This is a genomic window from Paenibacillus sepulcri (assembly GCF_042647105.1).
In the GTDB taxonomy this organism is placed as follows: domain Bacteria; phylum Bacillota; class Bacilli; order Paenibacillales; family Paenibacillaceae; genus Paenibacillus_Z; species Paenibacillus_Z sepulcri.
Map to the genome: position 1 here is coordinate 2,297,697 of NZ_JBHRUP010000001.1, position 14,143 is coordinate 2,311,839.

General features: G+C 54.4%; 11 protein-coding genes. 1 reads left to right on the forward strand and 10 read right to left on the reverse strand.

Features of this window, described 5'->3' with window-relative positions:
• Positions 1 to 17: 17 nt before the first annotated feature.
• The 8 genes from ACFOLF_RS10150 to ACFOLF_RS10185 form a co-directional block, all read right to left on the reverse strand.
• The gene (locus ACFOLF_RS10150; RefSeq protein WP_210038349.1) at positions 18 to 779 is read right to left on the reverse strand and encodes an ABC transporter permease subunit; all 762 of its coding nucleotides are present in this window, start codon (positions 777 to 779) and stop codon (positions 18 to 20) included.
• The gene (locus ACFOLF_RS10155) at positions 776 to 1,489 is read right to left on the reverse strand and encodes an ABC transporter ATP-binding protein (RefSeq protein ID WP_210038348.1); all 714 of its coding nucleotides are present in this window, start codon (positions 1,487 to 1,489) and stop codon (positions 776 to 778) included. Before ACFOLF_RS10155 ends, ACFOLF_RS10150 begins: the two co-directional genes overlap by 4 nt.
• The gene (locus tag ACFOLF_RS10160) at positions 1,486 to 1,893 is read right to left on the reverse strand and encodes a GntR family transcriptional regulator (RefSeq protein ID WP_210038347.1); all 408 of its coding nucleotides are present in this window, start codon (positions 1,891 to 1,893) and stop codon (positions 1,486 to 1,488) included. The genes ACFOLF_RS10155 and ACFOLF_RS10160 overlap by 4 nt, the downstream gene beginning before the upstream one ends.
• Before the next feature lie 326 nt (positions 1,894 to 2,219).
• The gene (locus ACFOLF_RS10165; RefSeq protein ID WP_210038346.1) at positions 2,220 to 3,362 is read right to left on the reverse strand and encodes a PD40 domain-containing protein; all 1,143 of its coding nucleotides are present in this window, start codon (positions 3,360 to 3,362) and stop codon (positions 2,220 to 2,222) included.
• 110 nt (positions 3,363 to 3,472) lie between these two features.
• A complete protein-coding gene (locus ACFOLF_RS10170) occupies positions 3,473 to 4,957 on the reverse strand; it encodes a sensor histidine kinase (protein WP_210038345.1) in 1,485 nt (494 codons plus the stop codon).
• Entirely contained in the window at positions 4,957 to 5,643 is a 687-nt protein-coding gene (locus ACFOLF_RS10175) for a response regulator transcription factor (RefSeq protein WP_210038344.1), read from the reverse strand. Before ACFOLF_RS10175 ends, ACFOLF_RS10170 begins: the two co-directional genes overlap by 1 nt.
• A 156-nt stretch (positions 5,644 to 5,799) precedes the next feature.
• Entirely contained in the window at positions 5,800 to 6,939 is a 1,140-nt protein-coding gene (locus tag ACFOLF_RS10180; protein ID WP_210038343.1) for an HNH endonuclease, read from the reverse strand.
• A 195-nt stretch (positions 6,940 to 7,134) separates the two neighbouring features.
• A complete protein-coding gene (locus ACFOLF_RS10185; RefSeq protein WP_210038342.1) occupies positions 7,135 to 8,010 on the reverse strand; it encodes an AraC family transcriptional regulator in 876 nt (291 codons plus the stop codon).
• A gap of 91 nt (positions 8,011 to 8,101) precedes the next feature.
• Here ACFOLF_RS10185 and ACFOLF_RS10190 point away from each other — a divergent pair, with 91 nt between their 5' ends.
• On the forward strand, positions 8,102 to 10,132 hold the full coding sequence (locus ACFOLF_RS10190; protein WP_210038341.1) for a beta-galactosidase: 2,031 nt from the start codon (positions 8,102 to 8,104) through the stop codon (positions 10,130 to 10,132).
• A gap of 466 nt (positions 10,133 to 10,598) precedes the next feature.
• Here the strand turns inward: ACFOLF_RS10190 and ACFOLF_RS10195 are convergent, their stop codons facing one another.
• Positions 10,599 to 11,363 (reverse strand): SDR family oxidoreductase, encoded by a 765-nt coding sequence (locus ACFOLF_RS10195; RefSeq protein ID WP_210038340.1) that lies wholly within the window; start codon positions 11,361 to 11,363, stop codon positions 10,599 to 10,601.
• Between the two features lie 426 nt (positions 11,364 to 11,789).
• The gene (locus ACFOLF_RS10200) at positions 11,790 to 14,114 is read right to left on the reverse strand and encodes a histidine kinase (RefSeq protein ID WP_210038551.1); all 2,325 of its coding nucleotides are present in this window, start codon (positions 14,112 to 14,114) and stop codon (positions 11,790 to 11,792) included.
• Between the last annotated feature and the right edge of the window lie 29 nt (positions 14,115 to 14,143).

The following is a 14,143-nucleotide window of genomic DNA, read 5'->3' on the forward strand; positions in this document are numbered from 1 at the left end:
CTTTGTTGAATATGTCTTTAGGCTAATTTTCTATCAAGCAGATAGGCGCATAATCGAATGACGAGGTAAGCGGCCGGCAGGCTGACGATCATCGCTGCCAGCACCTCCCATGGAAACGGAAACCAAACCACTGCCGCATCTCCGTTAAGCTGATCAAATACCGGACCCATTTTGGAGAACAACAGGCCTCCGCCTCCCATGAATATTACCCAGAGCAGAGGAGTAATCGGCCGCCAATGCGTGTATACAACCGCTGCTGTCAGGAAACCGATGGATAGAACAAAGGGGCCGAATCCAATAATAAGTACAAACCAGTTTAGCCCTACAAGCAGGAATGCGGACAAATCGCTCATGGTATAACTGTTCAAAATCAGCACGATACAAGAAGCATATATGGATGCTGCCGCATAAAAGCCTGCAATAGCCATCAATGTCCGCAGCGCTGCACCGCTCCACTTGGCGCCAACGAGCGTAAGCCGCGAATACGGAAGCGTCAGCCACCAGCCGCTGGTCTCGTTCTCCCACTCCCGCTTCAGAATGCCATGACCGGTGAAGAACAGCATATAGGGAAAACCGATAGTGACGAACCATAAACTGAGCAGCTTTAAGGAATGGTCCATTGCAAAATAAGTCAGCGTGCCCAGAACGATGATCAGGACGACTGCGCCGTAAATGCCGGCCCATTTTCTGCTCAGAGGGGAACGGTTCAGGCGCTTGCCGTTTCCCTTTACTTTGAATTCATGACGCATCAGCGCCCAAAAGGTAGCGGATGTTTTCAACGTATCCCCTCCTTCTTGTACAATGTGCGAAAAACGTGGTGCAGGGAGCCGTATTCAGCCCGCAGGTCCTCCGTATCGCCCGTCCAGATCGCCTGCCCCTTGTTCATCATGATCGTGTAATCAAACAGGCCCTCGACTTCTTGAATGTCATGCGTGCTGATCAATATGGATTGTTCGCGCTCCTCCAGGTAATCGATAATACCAGAGATAATCGCCTCTCTGGAGATCACGTCGATACCGGCGAACGGTTCATCCAGAATAATAAGCGGCACCTTGCGCGCCATGCATAGAATAAGCATCACCCTGGCTTCCTGCCCCCGGCTCATGCCGCTGATTCTCATGTCCAGCTCGATGTCCATAAATTCGGCAAAGGATCTGGCAGCGGCCATATCAAATCCTGGCAGGAAGGATTGCCCCCACTCAAAAGCCTTGAGTGTTGTATGAAACGGATACCACCGGGCCCGGTCAGGCAAATAGGCGATATCTTTGTTGGTACGCCAGCCGGGTGTTTGTCCAAGCACCCTGATTTCTCCCTGATCGGGCTGTACAAGGCCTGTTATAGTCCGGAACAGGGTGGATTTGCCGCAGCCGTTGGGACCAAGAACTCCAACGATTTTCCCGGCAGGAACCGACAGACTTATGCCGCTCAGCGCCTTTTTGTCGCCGTACTGCTTCGATAACTGCTTGCAGACTACAATCGGCTCACTCATGTCCGGTTCCCTCCTTCCTTGTTGATTTGTTTATTGTGCACATAAGCTTCTATATCCGACCAGCTGATTCCCAGGCTCTCCATCTGAGACAGAAAGGAATCGATATACCTGGCTGAAAGATCCGTCCGAAAGGTCTGCACGCGCTCGGTCGAGGAAGTGACGTAGGTTCCTTGTCCCCGCCGCTTCTCCGTCAAACCGTCCCGCTCCAGCTCCTGATATGCGCGCATCACCGTGTTCGGATTCATCCGCAATTGCTGCGCCAGATCGCGCACCGATGGCATTTTGTCTCCCAATCCAATCTCTCCTTTGGCAATTGAGCTTCGCACCTGATCCAATACCTGTTCATATAGAGGTTGACTAAAATCGATCTGAAACCGCAATGTGCCAACCTGCTGTTCTTCCATGGATGTTCCTCCCTGTCCTGCCGCCTTCTGCTTTCAATATTAAGTGTATTATATCACTTAATACACTTAATGCAAGTGAGCACAAACCAATACTCAAGAAAGCCGCTTAAAAGCTGAAAAAAACACTTCCGCAGCTGCCTGTGCGAAAGTGTTTAAAATGCCTTGAAAAGATAAAAGCAGTCCTGCCCCTCAGGAAGAACCGGCTGTCGCCGTCCTTTAGTCGGCTGGGCCAAGCTTCTTCCCTCAAAAATATAAGCAAAGTATGGAGAAACTTTATACTTTCTTATATTTCAGGTAAAGGGACGGGGACTGCATATTCAGCTCATTTATTGCTGGAATGAAATCACATACGTATGGAAGACCACTTTATTCTCTTCCATAACTGCTGAAGAGGTGAGCAATTTATCGCCCGACGGACTCCAGCGCAGGGTGCCGGATGCGTTTCTGGAATCGACCGAAATCGGTGTCGTCTTGCCGGATACGCTATCCGCCACGAATACTCCGTTTACGCCGTCGCCCTGGGAATTAGCAATATATGCCAGCTTCGTCCCATCAGGCGACCAGCTCATGCCGAGGACCTGAGTCGCTTTCACCAGCGTCCATTTCTTTTTAAGGGCTGAGTCTGTAATGGTCAGCTCCATCTCCGTCTCCGATGTCCGTTTGACCAGAGCGGTCTGCTTGTTGTCGGGGGTGGGAACAAACCAGATGACTTTGCTGTCGAGCACGGTTTGTTTATCGGTCAGCGTATCATACGCATGCAGCTTATCCTGCATCGAGGTATAATAGACGGTCGTTCCGCGCTGGGTCGCATTCATGATGGAGAAATCCTCCATTGGCAGAACGGTTGTCGTATTTCCTTTTACATCCGAAGTTACAATGCTGCCGTTAATCAGGGAGAATATCACCCGTTCGTTGTCGATCCATTCTCCATCATTGGCATGAAGCTCTCCCTCGCCTGTCTGAACCGACTCGCGCGTAGCCATATCCATAATGTAACCTGTTGCGGTATCCTCGGAATTTTTCTTGTAAAACAAATACTTCTTGTCCGCCGACAGCAGCGCGAAGCTTTGATTGTCCTGCTCCTCGGACACCGCTTCATCCTCCTGGTCCGCCGCAGCCAGATCCCGTATATAGAGATTGCGGGGGTAGCGCTGCTCGCCTTCAATCGTTACCGGCTTCATGTTTAAATTCTCTTTATCGACAATAATCTTGTCTTCGCTGAGCCAGTCCAGGCCATGAATGCCCTTCAGCTCATCGATCTTGGACACTTCCATCTGCTGGTCCGCTTGAGCAGGGGCTTCATCCACAACAGTGATTGTTTTATCCGGTTTCTTGATGACCTCTCGTCCTGCAGCCGTGCTCCCGTCGTATCCCGCTCCGCTGCCGCAGGCGGATAACACAACGAGCATGCCGGCCAAAGTGATCGCAGCCGCAGCCGCCTTTTTTTGTTTCTTCTTGTTTGCAACCATCACAGGGTGCCTCCCATCCAATCATTTAAGAGGAATCGGGCCTTCATCAGCCTTTTCCTTTACATATCCATCGTACAAAATGAATTTCTCGACAATATTCCGGTCTTGTTTCAAGCTTGTAAAGGTTTCACGGTTCCAGGAGACGCGAGCGGAAACTCGACTTTGAATATCGAACCGGACCCGGATGGCGGCAGCTCAAGCGTGATGCTGCCGTGCTGTACCTCGACCAGCCTTTTCACGAGCGACAGTCCAAGTCCGGTTCCCCCTGTAAGGCGCGCCCTGTCTTTGCTGACCGTGAAGAACGGCTCGAACAGCTTCACGACAGCCTCAGGCGGTATGCCGATTCCCGTATCACGAAACATGATGACCGCTTTATCCCCTTCGACACTGCAGGAGACGTGAACCGTGCCTCCCTTTATGTTGTATTTGATTGCATTATCAAGCAGATTCATGAAAATATGCATCAGGCTCTCGCGGTCGACACGAATCTGCGCCGGCTTGATATCCGTTTCAATCCGAATGCCGAATTGCACTGCCTTCCCCCGCATCCGGCTGCATACCTCTTCCAGCGATTCGCGGACATCAAGGCGTTCCGCGTTCAGACCGAACTCATACTGCTCCAGCGCCGACAGATGCAGTACCTTCTCCACCATTTCCAGCAGCCGGTCGGCTTCCTTGCGGATATTCTCCCTCGCTTCGTCCAGCAGCGCCGGGTCATCCCGGTACATATCCAGCAGATCGGAATAAGCAATGATCGATGTGAGCGGCGTCTTGAATTCGTGGCTGATGTTTCCGATAAACTGTTTCTGCCGCGCGAAGCTTTGCTCGATTTCCCGGCTCATATAGGTAATCCCCTCGCTGAGCTCGCCAAGCTCGTCTCTGCGCCGAACAGGCGAATCTTTAATAAAATGGCCGTCCCTGATCTGATCGGCGGCAGATCTGAGCTTGCGCAGCGAACCGGTGACGCGGGAAACGTACAGAAATCCAATCAGAAAGCTGACTGCCAGCGCTGCAAGTCCAATATTGCGCAGAGAACGCTGCAGCCTGGCATAATAATCCTGATCGGCCTGCAGGGAGGTCTCCAGCTGTACAATGCCCACCTGGCCGACCGACCAGACTAGCGGCGCCATATAAACAAGCGAATTGCCGGAAACCTGGTAGACGGTCCTGCCTTTCTTCGCATATTCCAGAATATCTTCGATTGAAGGCGTCGTCGACAGCGGTTGGGAGTTGCCAATTTCCATGCCTTTGGCGTCATACAGCACAATATGCGCATTTCCCAGCAGGCTGCTGAGATCCGAAGCCAGCTCCGGTCCCCTGCGCCGGAAAAAAGTATTCACATCATCCTGCGCGTCCGCACTGAGATACATCTGCCGCACGCGCAAATTAGCCAGGTCACTGCGCTGCTTCATCGTTGCTTCTACTCTGCTCATCTGTTCCTTCTCAATTTCCCGCAGCACAAGCCAGCCAAGCATCAAGACAGTCGCAGCAAGCAGAATGGCCAGGCCGATCGTAAACCGCCATTTCAGGCTGAAAGGGGTTCTTCTTCGCAGCTTCAGCCCCTCCTCCCTGTCTGGCTGCCTCTTCCGTTTCATCAGGACAGCTCCCGCAGCGCTTTATAGCCGATGCCGTATACGGTCTGCAGCAAATTCTGGTAAGGCTCGCCGAGCTTCTTGCGCAGCCGCTGCATATGGATATCCACCGTACGGGTTCCCCCCGCGTAATCGATGCTCCAGACGAGATCAAGCAGCTCGTCGCGCGTATATACCCGCTCGGGATGTGTAAGCAGGAGTGCGATCAAATCGAACTCCTTGGGGGTCAGATCGATCGCCTTGCCCTTCAATTGAAGGACTCTGTTCGGAATGTTCATCCGCAGTTCCGCTATCTCGACTTGCTGCGGCTCATCCTCCGCCTTGTTCTCCATACGCCGGATCAATGCTTTGACACGCGCCACCAGCTCGCGCAGATCAAAGGGTTTGGTCATATAATCATCCGCGCCCAGCTCAAGGCCGATGACTTTGTCGACAATGTCGTTTTTGACAGTCAGCATAATAATGCCAAGACCGCTGCGGTTCTCCAGCTTGCGGCACACATCGTATCCGTTCAGCTTGGGCATCATGACATCAAGAACCATCACATCCGGTTTGAAGGAAGCCGCTTTCCTGAGCGCTTCTTCGCCGTCATAGGCAATATCCACGTTGTAGCCTTCCCGCCGGAAGGCGTAGGCAATTGCCCCTGCGATGCTTTGTTCGTCGTCCACAACGAGAATTTTCTTCTCCATTTTCCGTATCACCCTATTCTTAATCTATTACAGGCTTATATCCCCGGCATATCTGACATGTTTCCAACTCGTAAACGAAGCATTCACAAATATATGGAAAATGCCATCCCCCGATGGAGGGGATTGGCATTTGAACGGACCATTTAAATAAAGTTCTCAGAAATCATCATATACGAAATCAAGGCTGTCGGCTTTCTTCAAATTACAATCCGCACAAGCGCACACGCAGTTCAAGGGCGAGGACAATCCTCCCTTGGACTTGGGCATCACATGATCGATGGTGTCGCCATAGCGGCCGCAATAACGGCAAACATAATTGTCCCGCTGCAGAACGAGAAGACGAAAATCCGTCTTCGAATACAACTTGTGAATCTGGCCGGGACTTATGATGCCCGCCGCGCCTTCCTTCACCATGGTTATCGCCATTTCCAGCGGAATGTCCGTCGACCAGCGCTTGCCGGTCTCGCGGCGGCCGCGCAGACGGATCAGACCCGTTCCCCTGTCGTTCAGAATCGACGTATCGTATTTGAAGGGGCCTTTGAACGGAACGATTCTTTTACTTGGCGGACGCAGCTCCGCCTGAGGAGAATTAGCGCTCTCGCCCGCTTTGGCTGAGCGGCGGCGGCGTTTGCGTCCGCGCGGTCTTCGTTTGCGTTTGGGCGCAAGCTCATCCACCGCAGTCGGTGCGGGATGAGCTTCAATTATGGGAAGAGCGGAGAAGATACTCTCCTTGCCCAGGACCTGAACCTGGCTTGACCCGTTGACTGAAGTCAGGCTAACTGGAGCGGGATCCGCATGGGTTACGCCAACTGCAGCGGAATCCGCGCGCTCCGCTGCCTTCATTCGTCCATCTGCTGCTCGATCAGGACCTGCAGACGCAATCGTTTCAGTGCCTTTATGCCCGCCCGATTTCCGCCGGCCGCGCTTGCGGCGCTTGCGCTTTTGCGGGGGAGCGTCCTCTTCAGCCGCAGATGCGCCGTCACCCGTTTCAAGCTGCAGAGCTTGCATTTGCGGCTCTGCGGGGTAACTGATCTTCTTTTTATCCGGCTGGTCAGGCCAGATCACAGCTTTCACAGCGGCAACGGAAGGAGCTTGTTCCTTTATCGTTGTTTTCACGGTTACTGCTGGTTCAATTGCAGGTTCAACTGAGCCGCCTGTCCGGCTGTGCGCCGTCTCCCGCTGGCGCTTGCGCATACAAGAGCGGCAGGTTCCGCGCCGGCTGATGCCGGAGGAGCGCTTGCTATAAGCGGTAAGGGGCTTCTCAACTCCGCATGCCGCGCATTTTTTCACATCCATGGTTGTAAGTTCTCTCCGTTCATCATACAAGAAGAAAAGGCAGACGCCGTATTCTCAGCGTCATGGCCACGTTTCTTCCATCAGAAATATAAGCAGGGCAAGGCCGGATTTCACACTATCTTATTGTATATGAAGAACGGCTCTCGCCGTCCTTGGCGTTAAGTCAGTTTCTTCAAAGCCAGCCGCTGCCGCTTCTCATGTCATATATGTCAATCCCTGCAGCTTGCGGAATTGGTCGGGGGTCATGCCTTCGGTCTTGCCGAAGGCCGATATAAAATGGCTCGGGTCGCGATACCCGGACAGCTGGGCAATTTCTTTGATGGACTTCCGTTCGCTTTTGCTCATCAGCTCTTTGGCTTTGCGGATGCGCAGCCGGATCAGGTAGGCATAGGCGGTAATGCCGAATGCCTGACGGAACAGCGCATTCAAATAACGCGGGCTGATTCCGAGCCGGTCCGCCATGTCCATCAAGCCGATTTCCGGATCGCCGAACTTCTGATCCAGCCAGTTGAGCAGCGGGTCAAGCTTCTCCAGATGCTGAAACAAAGAGGATTTGCCGCCTGTCTGGCCGTATATTTTGACCATCGTCAGAAACCGGTACAGCTGTGCGGAAGCATTCAGCCCTGTACGGTCTTCGTCGTACTGGGTCTGCTCCACCATATCCAGCAGCTGCTCCGTTATCGGCGCATCATCATTCCAATGCAGCCACTCCGTATGGCGGATGCCAAGCTGGGCAAGCATCGAATCCGCCAGCGAGCCGCCGAAGGTCACATACAGGGTTGCCCACTTTTTACCCTTGGCGGCTGAATAGGAATGCGGAACCCCGGGGAAGATCAGGGAACCGTTGCCCTGGGACAACGAGAACCTTCTGCCGCTTAATTCAAATTCCCCTTCGCCTTCAATCGTCTGCAGCCAATGAAAGTACGGATATCCTTTGCGTCTGACTACAGACTCCTGATCGGGATTGTAGCCGATGCTTTCTACATACAGCGGAAGATCGTTTTTGCCGAGCACAAACATAAAGCGCCGAAGCTGATCCTCCACAACCTTGCGACGGATGATTTGTTCCATATTATCATATCCTGCCTATCTAAATATTATATATCGTTAACGTGAATCATATCATAAAATGAAGCTACAAACATCTTAGGAGCTGATATCTATGGATACGACCAAACTGTCCAAAATGTTATATGGCGGCGACTACAATCCCGAGCAGTGGGACAGCGGCGTCTGGCCGGAGGATATGCGCATGCTGCGGCTGGCCGGCATGGACATCGCCACCGTAAACGTGTTCTCATGGGCTATGCTGCAGCCGAATGAAAGCACTTACAGCTTTGAAACGCTGGATCAAATTATGGACATGCTGCATGAGAATGGCATATACGCCTGCCTTGCCACGTCAACGGGGGCGCATCCCGCCTGGATGGCACGCCAGTTTCCTGATGTGCTGCGCACCGATTTTGACGGCCGCAAGCGCAAATTCGGCGGCAGGCATAATTCCTGTCCCAATAGCCCCTCCTACCGCACATTCTCGGAGCGGATCGCTTCGAAGCTGGCAGAGCGTTACAAGGATCACCCGGCTTTGCTGCTGTGGCATGTGTCCAACGAATACGGTGGCGAATGCTACTGCGAGAACTGCGCCGCCGCTTTCCGCGTCTGGCTGAAGCGGAAATATGTGACGCTGGACAAGCTGAACGAGCAGTGGAATACCCGCTTCTGGGGCCATACCTTCTACGATTGGGAGGAGATTGTCCTGCCGAGCGGCCTGTCTGAGCAGTGGGCCGCCAACCGTACGAATTTTCAGGGCATATCGCTGGATTACGCGCGCTTCAATTCCGACGGCATGCTCGATTGCTACAAGCTGGAATATGAAGCGATCAAGGCGGTCACCCCCGATATTCCGGTGACGACCAACCTGATGGGCACATACAAGCAGCTGGATTATTTCAAATGGGCCAAGCATATGGACATTATCTCCTGGGATAACTACCCTGCTGCCGATACGCCTGTCAGCTACACGGCAATGACGCATGACCTGATGCGCGGACTGAAGGGCGGCGCGCCTTTTCTCCTCATGGAGCAGACGCCGAGCCAGCAGAACTGGCAGGCCTACAATTCACTCAAGCGCCCGGGCGTGATGCGGCTGTGGAGCTATCAGGCTGTGGCGCATGGCGCGGACAGCATTATGTTCTTCCAGCTCCGCCGCTCGGTCGGCGCTTGCGAGAAATATCACGGCGCGCTTATCGAGCATGTCGGTCACGAGCATACCCGGGTCTTCCGCGAGTGCGCCCAGCTCGGCGCAGAACTGGGCCAGCTCGGCGATAAGCTGCTGGGCTCGCGCACGCCAAGCAAGGTGGCGATTATGTATGACTGGGAGAATCGCTGGGCGATCGAGTACTCCAGCGGTCCGAGCGTGGCGCTGCAGTATTTGAATGAAATTCATAAGTATTACGATGCGCTCTATCAGCTGGGCATACAAGCGGACATCATCTCCTTCGAAGATGAGCTGCAGGGATACGATGTCGTGCTGGCACCGGTTATGTACATGGTGAAGCCGGGAATGACGCCGCGGATTGAAGCCTATGTCAAGGGGGGCGGTTCGTTCGTTACCACCTTCTTCAGCGGCATTGTCAATGAGAACGATATCGTCACGCTGGGCGGATACCCGGGGGAGCTCAGAGAGCTTCTGGGCATCTGGGCCGAAGAAATCGACGCTTTGTTCCCGGATCAGACTAACCGGTTGATCATGAAGGATACTTACGGAACGCTTCAGGGGGAATACAGCTGTTCCTTGCTGTGCGATCTTATTCATACTGAAGGAGCGGACGTTATAGCGGAATATGGCGACGACTTCTACGCGGGAATGCCGGCGCTGACCCGGAATTCTTTCGGCTCGGGCGAAGCCTGGTATGTCGCTACAAGCCCCGATGCCAGCTTCCTGCAGGGCTTCCTGGGATCGCTTTGCGCCGAGCGGGGAATTGAGCCGCTGCCGGGCAAGCAGCCAGGCGTGGAAGTGGCAAGCCGCGACAAAGACGGCCATTCCTACCTGTTCGTCATGAACCATAATCCGAATGCCGTGACGGTGGAATTTGATCAGAATTACGGCGTTGACCTGCTTACCGGCCAGCCGGCTTCCGGTCCCGCTACTGTCGCTGGCCGCGGCGTAATGATTATTGAAGCGTCATCCTGACCACATATAGATTAAGGAAAAGCCTCCTTGCGGGCTTGCTAGCCTTATTCTTGGCCATGCTGGACGTAAAAAGCCCTGCTGCAGTGAATACCCGCCCGCCAGGCCCGAACGGCGCTCCGGGAACAAAGAGATCCTCTCATTCCCAAACAACATGCAAAGACGCTCCCGGCGCCACTTTATCAGTGGCGACAGGAGCGTCTTTTTGCCTCTTCATGAAAGATGATTATGATTACATTCGACTCATATATCTGCTTGGGAAGATCACAGCTCCGCCTCTGAAGCCCAGAGTCTCGTGTGGGCGACCGCCGTCATGCAACGCCGCACCGCGCGCTGGGAGCTGCGCGCGGTGCGAAGAGACCAGCAGGCCAAATGTGCAGCAATTTCGCCCATCCTCTGCTGCGGCGGGATCCATCCCCGTCCCGCTCAACTCTAGGAAAAACGGCTTTCGCCTTCACAGAGGCGAAAGTTAGCCTTGCGCGGTGGGACGGACAATAACCTCGCTCACATCAATATCTGCAGGCTGCTCGATCGCGAACGCAATAGAGCGGGCGATCGCTTCCGGCGGCATCGCGAACTTGTCCCGGGACTCCTCCAGCTGGGCTTTGACCTCCGGATTGGTAACAGCAGCTCCCACACCATCCGTCCTTGTAAAGCCAGGTGAAATGATCGTCACCCTCAGCTTATCTCCCGCCTCCTGGCGCAGCCCCTCGGAGATGGCGCGCACGGCGAATTTGGTGCCGGCATAGACCGACTGGTTCGGTACGATACGAAATGCTGCTGTAGACGCGGTGTTGACGAAATGCCCGAAACCCTGCTTGCGGAAGACGGGCAGTGCTGCCGCAATCCCATACAAAACGCCTTTTATGTTGATATCGATCATTGCCTCCCAATCCTCCACGCGCAGGTCATCAAGGGGAGATATCGGCATAACGCCGGCATTGTTGACGAGAACGTCAAGCTTGCCATACCGCTCACATGCCAATTGGACGAGGGTGGACAGATCATCTCGCCGTCTCACATCTATGCTTGCATATGCGGCTTCCCCGCCCGCATTTACGATTCGTGCCGCAAGAGCCTCAAGCCGATCCGAGCGGCGCGCGCCAAGTACGACTTTCGCCCCGCGCTCAGCGAGCAGAAGCGCAGTTGCTTCTCCAATTCCGCTGCTTGCGCCCGTAATGGCTACGACCTTACCTTCGATTCCCGATAACGATATCCCGGTGCTGATGTTCATGTTATCCCTTCCTTCCGTTGATTCGTCTCGCAGGCGGAAGCCTTTCGACGTCCTAACCATAACACTTAATATATTCATTGTAAACAAAATAAATATATATTGTCTATTATATATTCATTGACTATGATGTTAATACGCATGCATTCTTATTTATCAGGCTATGTTATATTTTGATATATTTAGTTAGCCGGGAATAAGAGAATACGACATCGAATCAGCCCCTTCTTGCCTGTTTACTGTATATAAGACAAACAGTAATCTTCCACGGACGGCTGTCACTTGTTCAAGTAACGGCAGTATTGTTTCATCCTCCTTAAAGAATGTTTTTTTGCCGAGGCTTATTGTATCCGGTGCTACGGAACGGACTGTCTGGCTGGCTCCCATGCGGAGCCGTCCCGCCCCGGGAGCGGCGAGCCTGCAGACCCGTCACCCGCGGGGCATGGAATTGCCCACGATCAGCACATCCATATGCCTGCTCCGCCGCAGAAGAGGAGAAACCACGGAGGAACGGAGCAGACGGACCCAGAACCCGTTCAGCGGCTGGCCCATTATCAGCTGTGTGCTTTTGCAGCCGTTGGCGCGCTCCAGTATAATGCCTGCCACCTTGCTGCGCTTGGGTGCATGCTCCAGCATAAATTCTCCGCCCAGACGCACAGTGAGCTCCTGCAAAGCCTGAATACGCCGCTTGACTTCCTCGGACATGGTCTCCCCCACATGGACATGGACGACATGCCAGTCCGCCTTCAGCCTGTGGGCGATGCGAAACCCGCGCCGGATCAGCCGCTCCGCGCAGTCGCTGGCGCTTACGCTGACGTTGATGCACTCCCTGCGCCGCCAAGGTCCGCGAAGCGATGCTCCTTCCTGCTGCGAGGCCTCAAGCCGCTCGTCCACATCGTCGGCAATTTCCCGCAGCGCGAGTTCCCGCAGGGCAATCAGATTGCCGGTTTTAAAAAAATGGTTCAGCGCCTGCTCGACCTTCGTCAAGGCATAGATTTTCCCTTCCCTCAGCCGCTGCTGCAGCGCTTTGGGCGCGACATCGATCAGCTCCACTTCATCGGCGAGCCGCAGGATGCTGTCGGGCACCGTCTCTCTGACCCGTACGCCTGTAATATGCTCGACGGCATCGTTAAGGCTTTCCAAATGCTGCACATTGACCGTTGTGATCACGGAAATGCCCGCGTCCAGCACCTCCATTACATCCTCATAGCGTTTCTTGTTTTTGCTGCCGGGGACGTTGGTGTGGGCCAGCTCGTCAATAAGCACGACCTCGGGATTGCGCGCAATAATCGCGGCCACATCCATTTCCTCGAGCGAGGCTCCCCGGTAGTCCATCGCCTTGCGGGGAATGGAAGAGAGCCCGCCCGCCTGCGCCATTGTCTCCTGGCGCCCATGTGTTTCCAGCAGGCCGATCATGACATCGATCCCCTTCTTCAGCAGATCGTTCCCTTCGCGAAGCATGATATAGGTTTTGCCCACACCGGGAGCGGCTCCGATATAAACCTTGAATTTGCCGCGCTTGATCCGCTCGATTTTGCGCTCCACCTCCTGCTTGCTCAATCTGCGGTATGGCTCCGAGAACGGCTTGGAAGTCTGGCGATGCGTCGGCAGCACGCGCCCCCCCTCATGGTCGGCGCGGTCGGCCATGAAGAAAATATCAATATCTTTTGTTTTTCTCAGCACGCCGCCCACAATCGAGCCCCGCCAGAACTCCTGCCAGCGGCTTTGCTTGGAGTGGCCCAGCACAATCCTGGTCACATTATGCCTGACCGCATAGTTAACCAAGGTCCCCGGAAGCTTCCTTCTGGCCGGCAGAGGAAGCTCCTCGAATGCCGCCTCCACCTTCTCGGCAAGCTTCCGGATCGAACGCCGGAACGCCGCCTCCTCGCGGGTCAGATGCTTGTCCGGAGGAACAAATACGACAACCCTCATATCGCCGCCAAGACGCCTGGCGATTTGCTGGCCGCGTCTGATATAGATCGAGCCGTTCCAATGATATTGGGCCGATACCAAAATCCGTTCTAAAGCGCCTGTCGGTCCGGTCAGCCCCTGCTCCTCGCGGTGCTTGACCAGCGTATCATTCACCCCCTCCGCTACAAGGCGGAGAGCCAGCTCCCTGAGCATGCCCAGATTTCCCCGCTTCAGCAGGACAGAATCCTTCATGCTGCGCAGATGACCTTCATCAAGCCGCTTCAATAACGTCTCCGGCGAGACATCGATCAGACGCACCTCGTCCGCCAGCTCCAGCGTTTCGGCCTTTACGGAATACTCGACCTCAATGCCGGTAAGCTTATGAGCCAGCTGCGAGATGCCATCCAGCTCATAGACATTGACGGTTGTAATGACGCTGATGCCGTGCCCCAGCAGATAGCGGATATCGTCCAGCCTGGAGGGATGCTCCGCTCCAGGACGGTTGCGGTGCGCAAGTCCGTCAACGAGCACCACCTCCGGATTGCGCTTTAGAATCATCTCCATATTCAAGTCCTTCCTGGCAGTGCCGTCCTTCATCCAATGAATGCTCGGGATCCGCTCCAGGTCAGCCAGCTGCTCGCTGGTTTCCGGGCGCTGCATGGTGGACACGGCGCAGACGACCACTTCAATGCCCTGCTGCTTGAGCGCCTGGCCTTCACGCAGCATATGATAGGTTTTGCCAGAGCCGCTGAAGGCCCCGATATAGATCTTCAGCCAGCCCCGGTGAATTTTGGATATGGACAGCAACAATTCCTCCGGCGTCTTCCGGCGAAAGCCTTCCAAGTGAGCCACCCTACTCCTCACTCCCTTCT